The sequence below is a fragment of the Micromonospora yangpuensis genome, from assembly GCF_900091615.1.
GTDB lineage: Bacteria > Actinomycetota > Actinomycetes > Mycobacteriales > Micromonosporaceae > Micromonospora > Micromonospora yangpuensis.
Genome location: NZ_FMIA01000002.1, coordinates 5,495,754 through 5,516,315 on the forward strand (window position 1 = coordinate 5,495,754; position 20,562 = coordinate 5,516,315).

Below are 20,562 nucleotides of genomic sequence, written 5' to 3' on the forward strand. Positions count from 1 at the left end.
TATGGTCCCCGAACATACTCATGCCGCGTTCACCGACAGAGCGGTGCCGGCCGAGGACTACGCCAACCAGCCCCGGATCAGGAAGTGAGCGATGGAGCTGGCCATCGGCAGAGTCACCCGGCGGCCGTCGCCCGCGTCGACCAGCCGGTCGACCAGCACGGCGGCAATCTCTGCACGGGTGAACCAGCGCGCGGTGGTGATCTCGGTGGGGTCGACGCGTACCGGCTGGGTGGCGTCGGCGCGGGCCAGGAAGCCGAGCATCAGCGAGCCGGGGAACGGCCAGGACTGGCTGCCGGCGTACCTGATGTCGTCGACGGTGACGCCGACCTCCTCGCGGACCTCGCGGAGCACGGCCGCCTCGGCCGACTCGCCCGCCTCGACGAAGCCGGCCAGGCAGGAGAAGCGCAACCGGCCGTCCTGCCGGGGCCAGGCGGCGTTGTTGCCGAGCAGGCAGCGTCCCGCCGGGCCGGGCACCCCGTCGTGGACCAGCACGATCATCGCCGGATCGGTGCGGGGCCAGGCCCGGCGGCCGGTCGGGTCGACCCGGGACCAGCCGGCCTCGTCCGGCTCGGTGGGCCGACCGGTGGTCGAGGAGTACCCGTGTCGCAGGTGCCAGTTGGTGAGCGCGACGGCGGTGGTGAGGATCCCCGCGTCCCGGTCGGCGAGCAGGTGACCCACGTCGCGCAGGTTGACCGGGCGGGTGCCGGCCAGGTCCGGCAGCGGCGCGTCCACCGCGAATACCGCCACCCCGTCCGGCTCGACCCCCAGGAAGAGCGGACTGACCTGCCCGTTCGCTGTGGGAGGCAGGTCGTCGGGGGTGAGCAGCACCAACTGCGGCGGGTCGCCGCTGACCAGGGCCCGACCGTCGGCGGCGGAGTCGAGCACCAGCACCCGCGAGCGCGGCCAGGCCTCGGCGAGCCACTGCTTGTCGGTACGCCGGTGCGCGGCCCGGTCCAGCGTGGTCCGGGCCAACGGCGGCGGCTCCCACGACAACGCACCCGCGCCGGCCGGGCCGGCGGCGTCGCCGGCCGCGCCGACCGGACCGGAGTCACCCGCGCCGGTGGTGGTCATGGTGTGGCGGTCTGGACCGGGGTGAGCACGTCGAGTTGGCTGCGGATCCGGGCGGCGTCACCGAGCACCACCACGACGCCCCGGGCGGGGGCCAGGTAGCGGGCGCCGGCCTCGGCCACGTCGTCGACGGTGGCCTTGGCGAGTCGGGCCGCGTGCTCGGCCAGGAAGTCCAGCCGCAGCCCGTTGCCGGCGTACGCGCTGGTCAGCGAGGCCAGCCCGGCCTGGGTGGACATGCCGAGCTGGAGGGTGCCCAGGGCGTACTGGCGGGCCTGCTCCAGCTCGTCGGGCTTGGGCGGCACCGAGGCCAGCCGGCCCAGCTCGTAGGTGGTCTCCAGCAGCGCCGGGCCGGTCACCTCGGTGGCCACGTCGGCGGCGGCGACCAGCACCGAACCGGCCACCGAGTGCTCCACCATCGAGTACGGGCCGTACGTGTAGCCCTTGTCCTCCCGGATGTTCTCCGTCCAGCGGGAGGAGAAGTAGCCGCCGAAGATCAGGTTGGCGAGCTGCAGCGCGGCGTGGTCCGGGTGGGTGCGCCCCACCGCCGGCAGCGCGATCCGCAGCGACGACTGCACCGCGTCGGGCCGGTCCACCAGCAGCAGCGGACCCGGTTCCAGGGGCGGCGCGGGCGGCAGTTCGGCCCGGTGGCCCGCGCCCTGCCAGTCGCCGAGCGCCCGCTCGGCGGAGTCGAGCACCCGCTCCGGCTGGACGTCGCCGACGAGCACCAGGACCGCCTCGGCCGGATGCACCCGTTCGGCGTGCAGCCGGCGCAGCGCCGCGGGGCGTACCGCCCGGATCTGCTCCGGCTCGGGGGTCTGCACCGCGTACGGGTGCCGGCCGTAGATCCGCTTGAGCAACGCGGTCCGGGCCAGGTGGGCGGGTTGGCTCTGGGCCACCTGCACCCGGTCGATCAGCCGGTCCCGTTCGGTGGCCACCTCGGCGCTCGGATAGCTCGCCGAGGTGAGCACCGCGGCGAGGATCTCCAGCATCCGGTCCAGCCCGGTGACCAGGCCGGCACCGGAGACCATCAGCCGGTCCGGGTCGTGCCCGGCGGAGAACCCACCGCCGACCTTCTGCAGCTCGGCGGCGATCTGCACGCTGGACATGGTGTCGGTGCCGGAGAGCATGGTCTGCGACAGCAGCGCCGCCCGGGCCAGGTGGGGCCGCCCGAACGGCATCCAGAGCCGTACCTCGACCAGCGGGACGGCCGGCCGGCGGACCGCGATCACGGTCAGCCCGTTCGGCAACGTCCGTTCGGCCTGGGTGGGCAGCTTGAGCCGACGGTTCGGCCGCAGCGGCGGCAGCGTACGGTCGGCGGTCGCGACGGCGGTCACCTGGCACCTCCCGGAACGATCTCGATCGACGCCCGGCGGTGTGGCCGGAGCGTCGCGGCGGCGGCCCGGACCTGCTCCTCGGTGACCTCGCCGACCAGCCGGGGCAGCTCGTTGAGCAGGCCCGGCTCGCCGCGCTGCTGCTCCAGCACGGCCATCCGCAGCGCCCGGCCGAGCACCGCGTCGACGTCGCGCAGCAGGTGGGTCGCCATCCGGGCCTGGGTACGGGCCAGCTCCGAGTCGGTGAGCCCGTCGGTGGCCAGCCGGTCCAGCTCCTCGTCGACGGTGCGCAGCACCTTGTCCACGTCCCCGCCCGGCGGCAGGTGGGCGTCGAGCAGCAGCGCGGTGGGGTCCCGGACGTCGAAGGGGTCGCCCATGAAGCCGAGGTACCCGCCCAGGCCGGTGACCGTCCGGTCCCGCTGGATGAGCCGCTCGACCAGCCGGGACGCCTCCCCGTCGGTGAGCACCTCGGCCAGCACCACGTACGGCAGGTAGCCGGCGAAGTCGCCGATCGGGTCCGGTACCCGCCAGGCCGCGGAGACCGCCGGCAGCGGTGCCAACTTGTCGACGTACGACTGTCGTCGTTCGGCGGTCAGGTCCGGCTCGCCGAAGTCGGGCCGGACCGGGGCGGGTCGGGCCGGCACGTCGCCGAAGTGCCGTTCGATCAGGCCGGTGGCCTCGGCCACGTCGAGGTCCCCGCTGACCGCGAGGACGGCGTTGCCGCTTGCGTAGTAGCGCTGGAAGAAGTCGGTGGCCTCGGCGACGGTGGCCGACTCCAGGTCGGTGAAGGAGCCGTACCCGTCGTGGGCGTTGGGGAAGGTGTCGAACATGACCGGCGGCAGGGTGAGCCAGGGGAACCCGCCGTAGGGCCGGTTCAGCACGTTTACCCGGATCTCCTCCTTGACCACGTCGACCTGGTTGCGGAGGTTCTCCTCGGTCAGCCGGGGGCCGCGCATCCGGTCGGCCTCCAGGAACAGCGCCCGTTCCAGGGCGTTGCTCGGCAGGGTCATGTAGTAGTCGGTGTAGTCCAGGTGGGTGGTGCCGTTGAAGGTGCCACCGGCGCCCTGCACGTGCCGGAAGTGGGCCAGCTTCTCCAGGTTCTCCGAGCCCTGGAACATCAGGTGCTCGAAGAGGTGGGCGAAGCCGCTGCGCCCCTCGGGCTCGGAGCGGATGCCGACGTCGTAGACCACCGCGACCCCGATCACCGGGGCACTGCGGTCCGGGGCCAACACCACCCGCAGGCCGTTGTCGAGGGTGAACCGCTCGACCGGGTACCGGGTCGCCGGAATCACGGGCCGCCCCCCGGTGCCGTTGGCTGCCGACCTGGTTCCGGATCTCTGCGCCGCCACGGTGACGACCCTAGCGCGTCGGGATCCCGACTGTGCCGTCTCCCCTCGCGGTGTTCGTACTGGTCGGCACGTTCTGGTCGGGGCGCTTCCGCCCACCATCCGAACGGATGGTTGACCGCCGGCCGCCCATGCTCCACTATTCCCATCATTCAGGTAGGAGAACTCCGGTTTCCCTGCCGGTGGACCCGCGTCCGCCGGCACCCAGAGAGGACGGGACATGTACATCCTGGCTCGCGGCGACTACGCGCTCCGGGCCATGCTGGCCATCACCGCGGCCCGGGGCGAGTTGGTCAAGGCGGCCACCCTCGCCGCCGACCAGCACATCCCGCCCAGCTTCCTGCAGGACATCCTGCTGGAACTGCGCCGGGCCGACCTGCTCCTGAGCCACCGGGGCGTCGAGGGCGGCTACGCCCTCGCCCGACCCGCCACCGAGATCTCCGTCGGGGACGTCCTGCGCGCGGTCAGCGGCGTCCTCACCGTGGTCCGCGGCCTGCCCGCCGACACCACCCGATACCAGGGCCCCGCCGCCCGGCTGCGGGACGTCTGGCTGGCCGTGCAGCACGCGATCGGCGACATCGTCGACCGCACCAGCCTCGCCGACCTGCTCAACGACGACATCGGCACCTCGACCGGTTCCCCGGAGGCCGTCCGCAGCACGCCGGCCTCCTGATCCCTTTCCCCACACGATCACGGGTCCTCCCCTCACCCTTGGAGAAGACAGCATGAACTCGCGAACTCTGCGCGTACTGCGGGAACGCGGTGCCCGTACCCTCGCCGCGACCGTGGCCGCGCTGCTGGCGGTCACCGTCCTGGCCGCCTGCGGCGAGGACGAGGCGGCCGGCGGCGGCGCCGGCGGCGAGGCCACCGAACTGCGTCTCGGCCTCTTCCCGAACATCACCCACGCGCCGGCCCTGGTCGGGGTGCAGAACGGCATCTTCGCCGAGAAGCTGGGCGGCGACGTCAAGCTCAGCACCACCCCGTTCAACGCCGGACCGTCGGCCATCGAGGCGCTGTTCAACGGGGCCATCGACGCCACCTACATCGGCCCGAACCCGGCGATCAACGGCTGGGCGCAGTCCAAGGGCACCGCGCTGCACATCATCGCCGGCAGCACCTCGGGCGGGGCCGCGCTGGTCGTCAAGCCCGGCATCAACGGCGTACCGGACCTGCGCGGCAAGAAGATCGCCACCCCGCAGCTCGGCAACACCCAGGACGTGGCGCTGCGGTACTGGCTCAAGCAGCAGGGCCTGAAGACCGACACCAACGGCGGCGGCGACGTCTCGGTCCTGCCCACCCCCAACTCGGAGATCATCACCGCCTTCGGCAGCGGCGCGCTGGACGGCGCCTGGGTGCCCGAGCCGCACCTGAGCCGGCTGATCATCGAGCACGGGGCCAAGGTGCTCAAGGACGAGAAGGACGAGTGGCCCGGCGGACAGTTCGTCACCACCCACCTGATCGTGCGCAAGGAGTTCCTCGACAAGAACCCCGGGCTGGTCAAGAAGCTGCTGGAGGGGCACGTCGCCGCCGTCGACTTCGTCAACGGCAACCGGGAGGCCGCCGCGAAGGCCGCCAACGAGCAGCTCAAGGCGCTCAGCGGCAACACGTTGAAGGACGAGATCCTGACCGCCTCGTTCGCCAACCTGACCTTCACCGTCGACCCGATCGCGCCCTCGCTCTACGGCAGCGCCAAGCACGCCGAGGAGGTCGACCTGCTCGACCCGGTCGACCTGAACGGCATCTACCAGCTCGGCCCGCTCAACGAGATCCTCAAGGCCGCCGGCAAGCCCGAGGTCAGCGCCGAGGGTGGTAGCTCGTGAGTCTGCTCGACGCAGACGTCGCCGGGGCGGCCGGGTCCGGGAAGCGTCCCGGTCCGGTCCGCCTCGACGGCGTCTCCAAGGCCTACGGGCGGGGTCGGACCGCCCTGCTCGCCCTAGACCGGGTCTCGCTCGACGTACGACCTGGCGAGTTCGTCTGTCTGCTCGGCGCCTCCGGCTGCGGCAAGAGCACCCTGCTCTCGCTGGTCGCCGGGCTCGACCCGGTCACCGGGGGCAGCATCGACACCGGGGGCCACCGGGTGTCGATGATGTTCCAGGAGCCGGCCCTGTTCCCCTGGCTGACCGTGGCCCGCAACGTGGAGATCGCGATGCGGTTGCGGGGCGTGGGGCGCGAGGAACGCCGGGCCTCCGCCGCCGCGCTGCTGGAGACCGTCCGGTTGACCGGCTTCGGCCACAAGCGACCGCACGAACTTTCCGGCGGGATGCGGCAACGGGTGGCGCTGGCCCGCGCCCTGGCCCAGGACGCCGACCTGCTGCTGATGGACGAGCCGTTCGGCGCGCTGGACGCGATGACCCGCGACATCCTGCACGACGAGTTGGAACGCATCTGGCGGGAACGGTCGCTGACCGTGCTCTTCGTCACCCACAACGTGCGGGAGGCCGTCCGGCTGGGCGACCGGGTGATCCTGCTCAGCAGCCGGCCCGGCCGGATCATCGAGGAGTTCGGCGTCGACCAGCCCCGGCCGCGTCGGATCGACTCCACCGAGGTCGCCGGACTCGCCGCCACCATCACCGACCGGCTCCGTACGGAGGTGTCCCGCCATGCCCAGTGAGTCGAAGACCAGCCGCCCGGTGCTGACCGCGCCGGACGGCGGTGCCGAACGGCCGGACCGTACCGCCGCCGACGAGGTCACCGGCCTGGACGCCCTGGAACTCGGGCCGGCCCGCCAGGACGGCCGGGCCGGTGACCTCGGCCGGGCGGCGTGGCGCAACACCTGGCCGAAGCTGCTGGCCATCGCCCTGGTGATCGCCGGCTGGCAGCTGCTGTACCTGAGCGAGTGGAAACCGCCGTTCGCCCTGCCCTCCCCCGCGACCGTCCTCACCGACCTGCGGGAGCTGGTGGTCAGCCCGGACTTCCCCACCGCGCTGGCGATCACCGCCCAGCGGGCGCTCACCGGCTTCCTGCTGGCGGTGGTCATCGGTACGGTGATCGGCGCGGCGGTGGCCCGGTTCCGGCCGCTGCGCGCCGCGATCGGCTCGCTGATCACCGGCCTGCAGACCATGCCGTCGATCATCTGGTTCCCGTTCGCGATCCTGCTGTTCCAGATCAGCGAGACCGCGATCCTCTTCGTGGTGGTGATCGGCGCGGCACCGTCGATCGCCAACGGGCTGATCGGCGGGATCGACTACGTGCCGCCCACCTGGTTGCGGGTCGGCAAGGTGCTCGGCATGCGCGGCCTGTCGCTCTACCGGTTCCTGATCCTGCCCGCCTCGCTGCCGTCGTTCATCTCCGGACTCAAGCAGGGCTGGGCGTTCGCCTGGCGCAGCCTGATGGCCGGCGAACTGCTGGTGATCGTGGCCGGGCAGGGTTCCATCGGCTCGCTGATGCAGGGCGCGCGGGAGTTCAACAACGCGCCCCGGCTGCTCTCCTGGATCATCATCGTGCTGGTGCTCGGCATCCTGGTGGACATCCTGTTCAACGCCGCCGACAACGCGCTACGCCGCCGGTGGGGGCTCCAGCAGTCCTGACCCAGCAGCGGAAACGACGCCCGCCACCGCCGGAGAACGGCGGTGGCGGGCGTCGACTGTCAGCAGGTGCGGCTCAGGCGGTACGCGGGCGGCGCGGACGCCGGGACCGGCCGGAGGCCCGGTGCGAGGTACGTCCCGCACCGGCACCCGCACCGGTCGCGGCACGGGCCGGGGTGGCCGGCGGGGCGACGATGGTCACCGGCACACCGGAGGGCTCCCGGGCGCCGGTCACCCGGGCCAGCGCCTCGTCACCGGGGCGTACCTGGGTGGAGTGCGGCTTGATGCCGGCGACGCTCATCAGCTTGGAGACGTCCCGGCGCTGCTCGGGCAGGACCAGGGTGACCACGGTGCCGGACTCGCCGGCCCGGGCGGTCCGGCCGCCCCGGTGCAGGTAGTCCTTGGCCTCGGTCGGCGGGTCGACGTTGACCACCAGGTCGAGGCCGTCCACGTGGATGCCCCGGGCCGCCACGTCGGTGGCGACCAACGCGGTCACCTGCCCGTTGCGGAACTGCTCCAGGATCCGGGTGCGCTGCGGCTGCGACTTGCCACCGTGCAGCGCGGCGGCGCGTACCCCCTTGGACAGCAACTGCCGGGCCACCCGGTCGGCGCGGTGCTTGGTGCCCATGAACAGGATGGTCCGCCCCTCGCGGGCGGCGATCTGGGTGAGCGCGGCGGGCTTGTCCACCGCGTCGACGTGCAGCACGTGGTGGGCCATCGCGGTCACCGTGGCGGTGCCCGGGTCGACCGAGTGGGTGACCGGGTTCGACAGGTACCGGCGGACCAGCCGGTCCACGCCCCGGTCCAGGGTGGCCGAGAAGAGCATCCGCTGCCCGCCCCGGGCGACCTGCTCCAGCAGCTTGGTGACCTGCGGCAGGAAGCCCATGTCGGCCATCTGGTCGGCCTCGTCGAGGACGGTGATCGCCACCTGGTCCAGCCGGGCGTCACCCCGGTCGATCAGGTCGTGCAGCCGGCCGGGGGTGGCCACGACCACCTCGGCGCCGGCGCGCAGGGCGTCCGCCTGACGCTGCAGCGAGAGGCCGCCCACCACGGTGGCGATACGCAGTCCGACCGCGCGGGCGTACGGGGTGAGCGCGGTGGTGACCTGCTGGGCCAGCTCCCGGGTCGGCACCAGCACCAGCGCGAGCGGGCGGCCGGGCCGGGCCCGCTGACCGGCCGTACGGTGCAGCAGCGCGAGTCCGAAGGCGAGGGTCTTGCCGGAGCCGGTCCGACCCCGGCCGAGCACGTCCCGGCCGGCGAGCGAGTCCGGGAGGGTGGCCGACTGGATCGGGAACGGCTCGGCGATGCCCTGCGCGGTCAGGGCGGTCAGCAGCGCCGGGTCCAGCCCGGTGGTGCCGAACGAAGGAATGACAGTGGTCATGGTGAAGCCTCTCCTCGACGCGGCACGTGTCGAGGAGGGCGCCGGAGGGCGCTGCCACCGGGGCCTGGGCGCCGGTGGTCACAAGCACGAACCGAATGGGTACGGGCGGCCCACCCGCGCCGCGCCCGACGTCGGTCGGGCGCGGCACGGCGGACCTGCCACGTCACCGCCTCCTGGCGGAGGTGGTGGATGTCGCTGGTGGTGCGGTGAATCAGATCGGGCGGATGTTCTCCGCCTGCGGGCCCTTCTGGCCCTGGGTCACCTCGAACTCGACGCGCTGGTTCTCGTCCAGGCTCCGGTAGCCAGAAGTCTGGATGGCCGAGAAGTGGGCGAAGACGTCGGCTCCGCCGCCGTCCGGGGTGATGAAGCCGAAGCCCTTGTCAGCGTTGAACCACTTGACGGTACCAATTGCCATGTGTTTCGTCTCCTTGACGGAACGTGCTCACCCGCAACTGTTGCGGGCCGAGTGGGAGCGTCCCGCGCATCGCTGCGCGGGTCGCACGTCGCTGCTGGTCGCCCCGCCCGGAGAACTCCGGACACGACAAAATGCGCCTGGGCCACAATCCGCCAGGCGCACACAGAGTCTCTGGTAACCAAAACTGCAACCCGCACAGCCTAACACGGATCAGCCAACATGCAGCCCCCCCGCCGAGATTTCCGGCAGCGCGGTGATCAACGCGGTCAGACCGGCGGCGTCCAGCAGGTCGGCCGGGCGCACGGTGACCCCGTCCCGGACGTGGTGGAACGCCGCACCCACCTGCTCGACCGGGACGCCGGCCAGCTCCGCCCAGGCCAGCCGGTAGACGGCCAACTGCACCGCGGCGGCCTGCGCGTCGTCGCCGGTGGGCTGCCGCCCGGTCTTCCAGTCGACCACGTCGAAGCGCCCACCCGGCCGGGCGAAGACCGCGTCCATCCGCCCCCGGACCACCACACCGGCGACGACGGTGGCGAAGGGCACCTCCACCTCGATCGGCACCCGGTCGGCCCACTCGCTGGCCAGGAAGCGCTCCTGCAACTCCACCAGGGCCTCGTCCGGCGCGGCCTCGGCGTCGGCGGCACCGGGCAGCTCGTCCAGGTCGAGCAGCCGGTCCGCGCCGAACCGCTGCTCCAACCAGGTGTGGAAGGCGGTCCCCCGCCGGGCGTACGGGTTGGGCGCGCTGGGCATCGGCCGGCGCAACGTGCGGGCCAGCGCCTCCGGGTCCCGCCGCAGGGCCACCAACTGGGTCACCGACAGCTGCTCGGGCAGGACCACCTCGACCGCCGCCGCCCGCCGGAGCAACTCGGCCCGCTCGGCCAGCAGCAGGTCGGCCTCCCACCGCCACCGGGCCACCTCCGGATCGTCACCACCGGCCGGCGCGTCGCCGCCCGGTGCCGCGTCGCCCGGTGCCGCGTCGCCCGGTGCCGCGCCGCCCGGTGCCGCGCCGCCCGGTGCCGCGTCGCCGTCGGGTGGGCCACCAGCGCCGACGGGGTCACCGGGCGGACCGGCCGGGTCGGTCAGGAAGCGCCGGACCAGCGCGGCGGCCTCGGTCAACGCCGGCCGCCGCCCACCCAACGGATCGGCCGGCCACTCGGCGCGCAGCACCACCTCCGTGGTCGGGTTGACCGCGTCACCCGCCGGCTCCGGCGCCCACTCGTCGACCAGGAAGCCGGCCCCGCCGGCCAGGCAGGCGTCGTGCACCTCACGGAGGAACACCGACGGGCCCCGGGGACGCTTCGTCTGCTCCCCCCACCAGTACCCGGAACAGAGCAGCAGCCGGCGCGGCCGGGTCACCGCGACGTACGCCAGCCGGCGCTCCTCCCGCTCGTCGTGGGCCCGCCAGGCGTCGGTGAAGTCGGCAAAGGCCCGGGCCACCCCACGTTGGTCCTCCGCGTCGTCCAGGGAGAACTCCGGCAGGCCGTCGGCGTCCCCGCGCAACGGGAACGGCAGCACCCCCAGCCCACCGAGCCAGTGGTCGGAGTTGCGGACCACCCCCGGCCAGCCGCCCCGGGTCAGCCCGGCCACCGCCACCACGTCCCACTCCAGGCCCTTGGCGGCGTGTGCGGTGAGGATCTGCACCGCGCCCTCCACCACCTCCACCTCGCCGGGGGTCAGCCCCCGCTCGGAGTCCTCGGCGGCGGTGAGGAAGGCCAGGAAACCGGCGAGCGTCGCGCCCGGGGTCTCGCCGCTGAACCGGGCCGCGGTGTCACCGAGCGCGTCCAGGTGGCCCCGGGCCAGCCCGGCGTCGCCGGTGCCGTCCCGACCGGCCCGGACCGCGACCTCCACGTCCAGGCCGATAGTCCGCTCGACGTCCGCGATCAGCTCCGGCAGGCTCTGGTCCATCCGGTACCGCAACAACGCCAGCTCCCGGGAGTACGCGCGCAGCCGCGCGAACCCCTCCGCCGAGTACGCCTGCGCCGGCCCCAGGTCGGCCAGCGCCTCGACGAGCGTCGCCTCGTCCAACCGGTCGACGGTGATCTCCGGATCGTCGGCGCCGGTCAGCTGCTGCCGGGCGGTGGCCAGGGTCCGGGCCCGCCGGTGCAGCGCCACCAGGTCCCGTGGCCCGATCCGCCAACGGGCCCCGGTCAGCAGCCGCAGCAGCGCGGCACCGTCGGTCGGGTCGGCCAGCACCCGCAGCGTGCACACCACGTCCCGGACCTCCGGGGTGTCCAGCAGCCCGCCCAACCCGACCACCTCGACCGGCAGCCCCCGGTCCCGTAGGGCCGCCTCGATGGCCGGGATCTGGCTACGCAGCCGGACCAGCACGGCCGTGGTCGGCCGCCGCTCCACCGGAATGTGTTCCGGCGACGCGTCCGGTTGCCGGGCCGCACCCCGCCAGGCCGCGAGCACGCTGTCGGCGATCCAGGCGGCCTCGTCGACGTAGGTGGGCAGCAGCGCGCAGTGCAGCGTGCCCCCGGCGGCACCACGCGGACTGCGGTGCGCGACCGGCTCGGCCACGCTCATCGCCGCCCGCAGCTCGGGCACCCGGGCCCCGGCCGCCCGCAGCGGCGTGGCCAGGGCGTTGGCCACCGAGAGGATCTCCGGCCGGTTACGCCAGCTCGTGGTCAGGCCCAACACCCGCGCCGGTACGCCCACCGAGTCGACGAAGTCGCCGGGGAACCGGTCCAGGGTGCCCGCGCTCGCCCCCCGCCAGCCGTAGATGGACTGGCACGGGTCACCCACCGCGGTCACCGGATGGCCACCACCGAAGAGCGAGTGCAGCAGGACCACCTGCGCATGGCTGGTGTCCTGGTACTCGTCCAGCAGCACCACCCGGAACCGGTCCCGCTCGATCTCACCCACCCCGGGATGGTCCCGGGCCACCCGGGCCGCCCGGGCCAACTGGTCGGCGAAGTCCATCGCCTCGAAGTCGTCCTTGCGTCGGGCGTACGCCCGCACCAGCGGCAGCAGCCGCAGCCGGGTCTGCTGACGGGCCAACGCCCGGCGCACGTCGGCGTAGATCCGCCCCGGACGCGACTGCACCTCGGCGAAGAACCGGCCGGTCCAGGCGGCCAGGGTGTCCGGGTCCACCAGGTGCTCGTCCAACTCGCCGGCGAGCGCCAACACCGCGTCGGTGATGGTGCTCGGCATCCGCTCCACCTCGGACATGTCCCCGTCGTAGTTGCGCACCAGCAGGTCCACCAACTGCCAACGGGACGCCTCGGTGAGCAGCCGGGTGGCCGGCTCGTACCCGGCGCGCAGGCCGTGCTCGGTGACGATCCGGGCGGCGTACGAGTGGTACGTCGACACGGTCGGCTCACCGGCGAACGGATCGTCGAGCGGGTCCCGGCTGCGCCGGCCCAGCCGCCGGACCAGCTGGTCCAACCGGGTACGCACCCGGTGCCCCAGCTCACCGGCGGCCTTACGGGTGAAGGTGAGCCCGAGGACGTGCTCGGGCCGGACGTACGAGTTGGCCACCAGCCAGACCACCCGGGCGGCCATCGTCTCGGTCTTGCCCGACCCGGCGCCCGCGACCACCAGCAGCGGTTGCACCGGCGCGGCGATGATCGCCGCCTGTTCCCGGGTCGGTGCCGGCAGCCGGAGCAGCTTCGCCAGCTCGACCGGGGTGTACCGGGGACCGGCGTCGGCCGACCGGGGCGCCGGTGCCGGGGCGGCGGGGAAGAGCGCGGGCTGCGTCACCGGGGGGCCTCAGCTCGCACGGTCACTCCTCGCGGTCATGCCGGACCCGCAGACGTCGGAGGTTCGACCACCTGTCGGCCCTGGCCGGAGATCGGGCAGCTGGTGCGTACCGGGCAGACCCGGCACTTCGAGTTGGCGACCGCGGCGAACGTCGCCGCGGCCATCGTATCGGCGGTCCGCCTGACCAGCGCGGTCGCCCAGCCGGCCGCGGGCCCCTCACCGGCCGGGGCCTGGCTCTGCTCCCGGGCGTCCTGCCCGCCGGTGCCGAGCTGCACCAGGGCCGCCCCGCCGGAGGTCTCACCGAACTCGGCGAACGCCCCCGCCTCGACCGCCGCCTGGTACGCGCCCAGCTGCGGATGCTCGGCCAGGTCGGTCGCGTTGACCGCGGTGGACTTGCCGGTCTTCAGGTCGACCACGACGAGCCGGCCGTCCGCGTCGACCTCCAGCCGGTCCACCCGGCCATTCAGCTCGACCGGCCGGTCCGGGTCATCCAGGCGTACCGCGAACTCGTGTTCGATGGCGAGCAGTCGGCGCGGGTTGCCGGCCAGCCACCGCAGCAGCTTGTCCACCATGGCCTCGGCGCGGGCCTGCTCCGGCCCGGCCATCCAGCGGGCGGCCAGCTCGATGGCGTCGAACCGGGCGGTGACGTACTCCAGCAGGGCCGACCGGTCGACGCTGGCGTCCTCGGCGAGCATCGCCGCGGCGTGCACCAGGTTGCCGACGCCCTGCGCGGTACTGGCCGGCCCGCTGCCGCCGTGCCGTTCCAGCAGCCAACGCAGACTGCACCGCAGCGCGCTCTCCATCCCCGACGGGGTGACCCGCACCGGCTCGCCCTCGTCGACCAGCGGCCGGTCGTCGGAGAGCCCGCGCAACCCCCACCAGTCGTCCGGATGCGCGCCGGGCACCCCGGCGGCGGCGAGCCGGGCCAGCTCACCCGCCGCCGCCCGCCGCCGGGCCGCCGACGCCGAGGGGTCGGTGACCGCGGTACGCAGCTCCGCGACCAGGGCGGACAGGGTCAACGCCCGGGGCGGCCGCCCCACCGGCAGGACGGTCCCCGCCGGTCCCGCGTCGTCCGGTCCCGGCTGGTCGGGTGGTACGGCGTCGTCCAGGCCCCGCTGGTCGGGTGGCACGGCGTCGTCCGGGCCTGGCGGGGTCGGGCCGCCGGGGTCGTCCGGGTCGGTCGGTCCGGTGCTGGGGCCGAGTTCGTGGAGGAACCGGCTGGGCTGCTCCTCGTGGTCGTCCCCGCCGACCGAGGCCGAGGCGACGGCGCTGACCAGCAACCGTCGGCGGGCCCGGGTGACCGCCACGTGGAAGAGCCGCCGCTCCTCGTCCAGCAGCGCCGAGGTCTGCCCGACCAGGCTGGCCAGCCGGCCGGTCCCGGCGGCCCGGCCGGACAGCACGTCGACCAGGCGTTCCGAGCCGAGCAGACTGCCGCGCAGACGCAGGTCCGGCCAGACGCCCTCCTGCACCCCGACGACGGCGACCAGGTCCCACTCCAGGCCCTTCGCGGCGTGCGCGGTGAGCAGCCGGACCGCCTCACCCCGGTCGGCCCCGGCGGCCAGGGTGTCCGCCGGCAGATCCTGACCCAGGACGTGGTCGAGGAAGACCTCGGCCCGCGCGCCGGGCAGTCGGTCGGTGAACCGCGCCGCCGCGTCGAAGAGCACCAGTACCGCGTCCAGGTCCCGATCGGCCGCCTCGGCCCGCCAGCGCCGCGCGGTCTCGTGCTCACCGGTGGCCGTCCGACCCGCGACGATCGCACCGCCCCAGCGTTCGGCCAGGCCGCTGGCGTCCCAGGCCGCCCAGAGCACGTCCTCGACGGTGGCACCGGGCCGGTCGGCGGCCTCCCGGGTGACGGCCAGCAGCCCGGCCACGGTCTGCGCCGGCTCGGCCCACCGCCGGTCGATGGCGGCCAGCTCCTCCGGATCCCGCAGCGCGTCGACGATCAGCTCACCGGAGGGGCGACGGTCCCCCACCGCCAGCGCCAGGGCACGCAGCCCCTGCCGCAGCCGCCGCTCGGCCAACGGATCGGCCCCGCCCAGCGGCGAGTGCAGCAACGCCACCGCGGCCTCCTCGTCCAGCCGCTCCGGCTCCAGCGCGCACCGCAGCAGGAGCAGCAGCGGCGCGACGGCCGGCTGCAGGTGCAACGGCAGGTCCTCGCCGTGCACCACGGTCGGCACCCCGGCCGCGTGCAGCGCCCGCCGCAGCGACGGCAACTGCCGGGCGGTCGACCGGACCAGGACCGCCATCCTCGACCACGGCACCCCGTCGAGCAGGTGCGCCGCGCGCAGGGCGTGGGCCAGCCAGGCCGACTCACTGGTGGTGGAACGGAACGTCCGGACCTCGACCGTGCCGGCCGGGGTGTCGGGCAGCGGCGTCAACCGGCGGTGTGCCGCCGGACCACGCAGCCGGCGGGCCAACCGGCCGGCCGCAGTCACCAGCCCGGCCCCCGACCGGTACGAGGTGGTCAGCACCACCCGGGCCGCCGGTGCCCCCGAGGCGGTCCGGAACCGGTGCCCGAAGGAGCTCACCACCTGCGGATCGGCCCCCCGGAAGGCGTACGTCGACGAGTCCGGGTCACCGAAGGCGACCAGGGGCTTGCCGCCGCCGGCGATCACCTCCAGCAGGTCCACCTGGGCGGGGTCGGTGTCGGCGAGCTCGTCGACGTACACGTACGACAACCGTCGGCGCTCGGCGGCCAGCAACTCCGGGTCGTCCAACAGCAACCCACGCGCCGCCCGAACGAGCTCGGCCGGGTCGTAGGCGACCGAGCCCCGGTTGGCCACGTCGCGCAGGGCGAGCACCGCGACGTACTCACGCAGGAAGCGCGCGGCCGCCGGCCAGTCGGCCCGGCCCAGCTGCTCACCCAGCCGGGCCAGCTCCGCCGGACCGACCCCGCGCTCCGCCGCCCGCATCAGCAGGTCCCGCAGCTGGGCCGCGAACGCCCGGGTACGCAACGCCGGCCAGAGGTCCTCCGGCCAACCGACCGGATCCACCAGCCCGTCCCCACCGGACGCACCACCCACCGGACCGCCCCCCAGGCCGGCCGCCGAACCCCCCGGACCAGACGCCGAACTCACCGGGCCAGACGCCGAACCAGCCGCCGGGCCGGACGCATCATCCGTCGGGCCACCGGACCGACCGCCCGCCGTCCCGCCGGCGCCATCCGACGCCTCGTGGTCACGGACGGTCGGTGCCCCGGTGGTCGGCGCGGCCCGTACCAGGTCGGCTCGGGCCCGGGCGGTCCGCGTGTCCGGGCCGGCCGCCGGCTCGCCCTCGGGGCTGCCGGCCGGCCCGTCACCTACCAGGTCGAGCAGCTCCCGGATGATCAGATCCTGCTCGGGCCCGGTGAGCAGCCTCGGCGACGGCTCACCCCGCTCGGCCGCGGCCCGCCGGAGCAGACCGAAGGCGTACGCCGGGAAGCTGCGGACCAGCGGCTCCCGCAGCACCAGACGGCCGTCCCGGGCGATCCGCGCCTCGATCCGGCGACGCAGGTCGGTGGCGCCCCGGCGGCCGAAGGTGAGCACCAGGATCCGTTCCGGGTCGACGCCCTCGGCCACCCGCGCGGCAACCGCCTCGATCAGGGTGCTGGTCTTGCCGGTACCCGGCCCTCCGACCACCAGCATCGGCCCGCCGGTGTGCCCCACGACCTCGGCCTGCAACGGATCGTCGACCCGTCGTCGCCCATCCCCGCCGACTGCGGACCGGGCGCTGATCCCGGCCTGCCCGGCGGACGACTCCCGCTCGTCGCCGGCCGGCCCGGACGACCCACCGGCCTGCCCGGACCACACGCCGGCCGGCCCGGACGACCCACCGGCCTGCCCGGACCACACGCCGGCCGGCCCGGACGACCCACCGGCCTGCCCGGACCACACGCCGGCCGGCCCGGACGACCCGCCGGACTGGCCGGACCATGTGCCGGACTGGCCGGACCATGTGCCGGACTGGCCGGACCTTTCGCCGGACTGGCCGGGCGACGATTCGGGCCGGTCGCCGGCCGGCCCGGACGATGTGCCAGGCCGGTCGCTGAGCTGCCCGGACGACGGCTCCCGGCCGCCGTCCGCACCGGGACCTACCGACGGTGCGGCGGCACCCGGCTCACCCGGGGGTGCCACCGGGTCCGTCGTGCCCGCCGGTCGCACCAGCCGATAGACCTGCATGTCCCCATCCCACCATCCGGCTGTGACACCTGCTCCGCAGGACACCGGGGAGCGCCCACGGGCTGGCCGACTCCGGACGCGCCGGCCGGACAACCCGTGTGGTTAGAGGGGTTCCCTGCTATACCGAAAGCGTTAACAGGGGGCCCTTCCTTACCGGGAGGGGTCGGCGGCTTCTTGTTGGTCGGCGGCGGTGCGGGCGACGCTCTCGGCGCGTACCGCCTCCTGCTCGGCGGAGAGGGCGGCCTCGGCCTCCACGATGTGCCGTACCGCGGCGTGCACGTCGTCGGTGAGGCAGATCAGTTCCAGGTCGACCGGGCCGATCTTGCCGTCGGCGGCCATCGTGTCACGCAGCCAGTCGAGCAGTCCGCGCCAGTACGCGGTGCCCATCAGCACCACCGGGAAGCGGGTGACCTTGCCGGTCTGGACCAGGGTGAGCGCCTCGAACAGCTCGTCCATGGTGCCGAAGCCACCGGGCAGCACCACGAACGCCTGGGCGTACTTGACGAACATGGTCTTGCGGGCGAAGAAGTAGCGGAAGTCGATGGCCAGGTCGACCCACTCGTTGATGCCCTGCTCGAAGGGGAGTTCGATGCCGAGTCCGACGGAGAGCCCGCCGGCCTCGCTGGCCCCCCGGTTGGCCGCCTCCATCACGCCCGGTCCACCGCCGGTGATGACCGCGTACCCGGCGTCGGCCAGGGCCGCGCCCAGCGACTCGGCCAACTGGCACTCGGGGCTGTCCGGCTTGCTGCGGGCGGAGCCGAAGACGCTGACCGCCGGCGGCAGGTCGGCCAGCGTGTCGAAGCCCTCCACGAACTCCGACAGGATGCGCAGCGCCCGCCAGGCGTCCTTGGTCTTCCAGTCGCTGCGTTCCCGGGAGTCCAGCAGGCGCTGATCGGCGGTACTGTTCGGAATGGCACCGCGACGCAGGGTGACGGCGCCCCGGTGTCGTTCCCGACCGGGCCCCCGGCGTGCGTCGCGCCTGTCGCTGTTACTCATGGCAGCAACCGTAGTGGAGCAGCACCTTTGGGGTACGCGTGCCGGACATCCGACAAAGTTTTCGCGATCTTGGGCAACTAATTCGGTGGCCGGTACGTCTTACTATTCACATACCGGGTATGCCCGGCGCGCGCTTCGGGGGAGGAGCAGAGCGTGATCAGTAACAGCGAGATGCTCAGGATCAGGCGACAGATGCAGCGGCGGATCCGCGACGTGGTGGCCGAGCGCCGCCGCGCCCGCCTGATCGAGCACGCCGTCGCCGACGAACCGGCGGCTGCCCCGGCGGCCACCGACCCGGCCACCCTGACCCGTACCTCCTGACGACCGCCGCCCCACCCGGACGGGCGGGGCGGCGGCGACCGGTCAGGCCGGGGCCAGCCAGCGGTGCAGGGTGGCGGCACCGTCGCGGATCTTGCCGATCTCGACGTGCTCGTCCGGGTGGTGGGCCAGGTTGGGGTCACCCGGTCCGAAGTTGAGCGCCGGCACGCCCATGGCCGCGAAACGGGCCACGTCCGTCCAGCCCAGCTTGCCGATCGGCGCCGCGCCGACCGCCGCCACGAACTCCTTCGCCGGGGCCGCCTCCAGGCCGGGCAGGGCACCGGCCGCCGAGTCGGTCACGGTCAACTCGAACCCGGCGAAGACCTCCCGCAGGTGCGCCTCGGCGTCGGCCGGCGTCCGGTCCGGGGCGAACCGGTAGTTGACCTCGATCTCGCAGTGGTCCGGGACCACGTTGCCGGCCACCCCGCCGGAGATCCGGACCGCGTTCATCCCCTCCCGGTAGTCGCAGCCGTCGATGGTGACCCGCCGGGCCTCGTACGTCTGCAACCGGCGCAGCACCTCACCGGCGCCGTGGATGGCGTTCACCCCGTGCCAGGAACGCGCCGAGTGGGCGCGTACCCCGGTGGTGGTGACCCGGGCCCGCATCGTCCCCTGGCAGCCGGCCTCGACGATGCCGTACGTCGGCTCCAGCAGCAGCGCGAAGTCCGCCGTCAACCACTCCGGGTGCGCCTCGGCGACCAGGAAGAGCCCGTTGTACGTCGACTCGATCTCCTCCGCCTCGTAGAAGAAGTACGTCACGTCGTAGCGCGGCTCGGGCACGGTGACCGCCAGGTGCAGCGCGTACGCCACCCCGGACTTCATGTCGGAGGTGCCGCAGCCGTACATCAGGTCGCCCCGCAGGGTGGACGGGAAGTTGTTGTTCAACGGAACCGTGTCCAGGTGCCCGGCGAGCACCACCCGCTGGGCCCGACCCAGTTCGGTACGGGCCATCACCGTGTTGCCGTACCGGTGGGTGCTCAGGTGCCCGACCTTGCGCAGCACCTCCTCCACACAGTCGGCGATCGCCTTCTCGTTGCGGGAGACGGACTCTATGTCGACCAGGGCGCGGGTCAGGGCCACCGGATCGGCGAGGACCTCGGGGGTAAGCGGGTTCTCCATGATTGGCACGGTACCGTCAGATCCGGTGTGCGTGAGCAGCGAGCGTGCCGCGCGACGACCGCGTGGAGATCCGCCCGCCGCGCCCCGGCCACGGCGCTCCGTGCGTGGCCGCGCCACCGTCGACGAGGAGAAAGGTGCAGCAGTGACCTCCGCAGAACCCGCCTGGGGCATCGGCCTGGCCACCGTCACCGCCGAGGGACAGGTGCTCGACACCTGGTACCCGACCGGCAAGCTGGGGCTCGGCGAGTTGCCGTTGGTCCCCGGTGAGGACCAGGGCGACGTGCTCGACCTGCCACCGGGCGCGATCGGTGACCGGGTGCTGCCCGGTCTGCGTACCGTCGAGGTGGTGACCGTGATCGGGTCGCTGGAGGACCCGATCAAGGACACCTCCGACGCGTACCTGAGGTTGCACCTGCTCTCCCACCGCCTGGTCCGGCCCAACGAGCTGAACCTCGACGGCATCTTCGGCAAGCTGGCGAACGTGGCCTGGACCTCGGCCGGGCCGTGCCCGCCGGAGCGGGTCGACGAGCTGCGGGTGATCGAGCGGGCCGCCGGCCGCCACCTGGCCGTGTACGGGGTGGACAAGTTCCCCCGGATGACCGACTACGTGGTCCCCTCCGGGGTCCGGATCGCCGACGCCGACCGGGTCCGGCTCGGCGCGTACCTCGCCCCCGGCACCACGGTCATGCACGAGGGCTTCGTGAACTTCAACGGCGGCACGCTGGGCACCTCGATGGTCGAGGGGCGCATCGTGCAGGGCGTGGTGGTGGGTGACGGCTCCGACATCGGCGGCGGCGCGTCGATCATGGGCACCCTCTCCGGCGGCGGCACCGACCGGGTACGCATCGGCGAGCGGAGCCTGATCGGCGCCAACGCGGGCGTCGGCATCTCGCTCGGTGACGACTGCGTGGTGGAGGCCGGCTGCTACATCACCGCCCCCTCCAAAATCAAGCTTCCGGACGGCAAGGTGGTCAAGGCCCGGGACCTCTCCGGGGTCGACGGCCTGCTCTTCTGGCGCAACTCGGTGACCGGCGCGCTGGAGGCGAAGCCCCGCACCGGCCAGGGCATCACCCTCAACGCCGCCCTGCACGCCAACGACTGACGTGCAAGGAAGGGCCCCTTCCTAACGCTTTCTGTATAGGAAGGGGCCCTTCCAAACGCTTCTGGCGCCCCGGTGGTCCCGGTGGTCCCGGCCGTCACGCCGG

General features: G+C 73.7%; 15 protein-coding genes. 6 read left to right on the forward strand and 9 right to left on the reverse strand.

Annotated elements, in window-relative coordinates; all coding sequences use genetic code 11:
- Nucleotides 1-57 precede the first annotated feature (57 nt).
- The 3 genes from nudC to GA0070617_RS24765 are packed head-to-tail and all read right to left on the reverse strand — an operon-like array spanning nucleotide 58 to nucleotide 3,691.
- Nucleotides 58-1,071, reverse strand: coding sequence for an NAD(+) diphosphatase (gene nudC / locus GA0070617_RS24755; RefSeq protein WP_091443377.1), 1,014 nt, complete (start codon nucleotides 1,069-1,071; stop codon nucleotides 58-60).
- Nucleotides 1,068-2,402 carry a M16 family metallopeptidase gene (locus tag GA0070617_RS24760; protein WP_091443380.1) on the reverse strand — a complete coding sequence of 445 codons (1,335 nt, stop codon included), beginning with the start codon at nucleotides 2,400-2,402 and terminating at the stop codon, nucleotides 1,068-1,070. The genes nudC and GA0070617_RS24760 overlap by 4 nt, the downstream gene beginning before the upstream one ends.
- A complete protein-coding gene (locus GA0070617_RS24765; RefSeq protein ID WP_091443383.1) occupies nucleotides 2,399-3,691 on the reverse strand; it encodes a M16 family metallopeptidase in 1,293 nt (430 codons plus the stop codon). The genes GA0070617_RS24760 and GA0070617_RS24765 overlap by 4 nt, the downstream gene beginning before the upstream one ends.
- A gap of 274 nt (nucleotides 3,692-3,965) precedes the next feature.
- Here GA0070617_RS24765 and GA0070617_RS24770 point away from each other — a divergent pair, with 274 nt between their 5' ends.
- The 4 genes from GA0070617_RS24770 to GA0070617_RS24785 are packed head-to-tail and all read left to right on the forward strand — an operon-like array spanning nucleotide 3,966 to nucleotide 7,272.
- Nucleotides 3,966-4,418 carry an RrF2 family transcriptional regulator gene (locus GA0070617_RS24770; protein ID WP_091443387.1) on the forward strand — a complete coding sequence of 151 codons (453 nt, stop codon included), beginning with the start codon at nucleotides 3,966-3,968 and terminating at the stop codon, nucleotides 4,416-4,418.
- Nucleotides 4,419-4,470: 52 nt separating this feature from the next.
- Nucleotides 4,471-5,565 (forward strand): ABC transporter substrate-binding protein, encoded by a 1,095-nt coding sequence (locus GA0070617_RS24775; protein ID WP_091443390.1) that lies wholly within the window; start codon nucleotides 4,471-4,473, stop codon nucleotides 5,563-5,565.
- A complete protein-coding gene (locus GA0070617_RS24780; protein WP_373868447.1) occupies nucleotides 5,562-6,356 on the forward strand; it encodes an ABC transporter ATP-binding protein in 795 nt (264 codons plus the stop codon). Before GA0070617_RS24775 ends, GA0070617_RS24780 begins: the two co-directional genes overlap by 4 nt.
- A complete protein-coding gene (locus GA0070617_RS24785) occupies nucleotides 6,346-7,272 on the forward strand; it encodes an ABC transporter permease (RefSeq protein ID WP_091443393.1) in 927 nt (308 codons plus the stop codon). Before GA0070617_RS24780 ends, GA0070617_RS24785 begins: the two co-directional genes overlap by 11 nt.
- A 73-nt stretch (nucleotides 7,273-7,345) precedes the next feature.
- Here GA0070617_RS24785 and GA0070617_RS24790 read toward each other — a convergent pair whose 3' ends face one another.
- From GA0070617_RS24790 to GA0070617_RS24810, 5 genes are all read right to left on the reverse strand, one after another.
- Nucleotides 7,346-8,650 carry a DEAD/DEAH box helicase gene (locus tag GA0070617_RS24790; protein ID WP_091443397.1) on the reverse strand — a complete coding sequence of 435 codons (1,305 nt, stop codon included), beginning with the start codon at nucleotides 8,648-8,650 and terminating at the stop codon, nucleotides 7,346-7,348.
- Nucleotides 8,651-8,861: 211 nt separating this feature from the next.
- The gene (locus tag GA0070617_RS24795; protein WP_091443400.1) at nucleotides 8,862-9,065 is read right to left on the reverse strand and encodes a cold-shock protein; all 204 of its coding nucleotides are present in this window, start codon (nucleotides 9,063-9,065) and stop codon (nucleotides 8,862-8,864) included.
- A gap of 210 nt (nucleotides 9,066-9,275) precedes the next feature.
- The gene (locus GA0070617_RS24800) at nucleotides 9,276-12,767 is read right to left on the reverse strand and encodes an ATP-dependent helicase (RefSeq protein ID WP_091443404.1); all 3,492 of its coding nucleotides are present in this window, start codon (nucleotides 12,765-12,767) and stop codon (nucleotides 9,276-9,278) included.
- Between the two features lie 35 nt (nucleotides 12,768-12,802).
- Nucleotides 12,803-16,555 (reverse strand): ATP-dependent helicase, encoded by a 3,753-nt coding sequence (locus GA0070617_RS24805; RefSeq protein WP_139135755.1) that lies wholly within the window; start codon nucleotides 16,553-16,555, stop codon nucleotides 12,803-12,805.
- A gap of 519 nt (nucleotides 16,556-17,074) precedes the next feature.
- Nucleotides 17,075-17,920: an LOG family protein gene (locus GA0070617_RS24810; RefSeq protein ID WP_091443411.1), complete on the reverse strand. Its 846-nt coding sequence runs from the start codon at nucleotides 17,918-17,920 to the stop codon at nucleotides 17,075-17,077.
- Nucleotides 17,921-18,073: 153 nt separating this feature from the next.
- On the opposite strand from GA0070617_RS24810, the gene GA0070617_RS30805 reads away from it, so the two are divergent.
- Nucleotides 18,074-18,241, forward strand: coding sequence for a hypothetical protein (locus tag GA0070617_RS30805; protein ID WP_175440385.1), 168 nt, complete (start codon nucleotides 18,074-18,076; stop codon nucleotides 18,239-18,241).
- Between the two features lie 42 nt (nucleotides 18,242-18,283).
- Here GA0070617_RS30805 and dapE read toward each other — a convergent pair whose 3' ends face one another.
- Nucleotides 18,284-19,357 carry a succinyl-diaminopimelate desuccinylase gene (dapE, locus tag GA0070617_RS24815; protein ID WP_091443415.1) on the reverse strand — a complete coding sequence of 358 codons (1,074 nt, stop codon included), beginning with the start codon at nucleotides 19,355-19,357 and terminating at the stop codon, nucleotides 18,284-18,286.
- Nucleotides 19,358-19,499: 142 nt separating this feature from the next.
- Between dapE and dapD the strand changes: the two genes are divergently transcribed.
- The gene (gene dapD, locus GA0070617_RS24820) at nucleotides 19,500-20,459 is read left to right on the forward strand and encodes a 2,3,4,5-tetrahydropyridine-2,6-dicarboxylate N-succinyltransferase (RefSeq protein ID WP_091443419.1); all 960 of its coding nucleotides are present in this window, start codon (nucleotides 19,500-19,502) and stop codon (nucleotides 20,457-20,459) included.
- Nucleotides 20,460-20,562 lie beyond the last annotated feature (103 nt).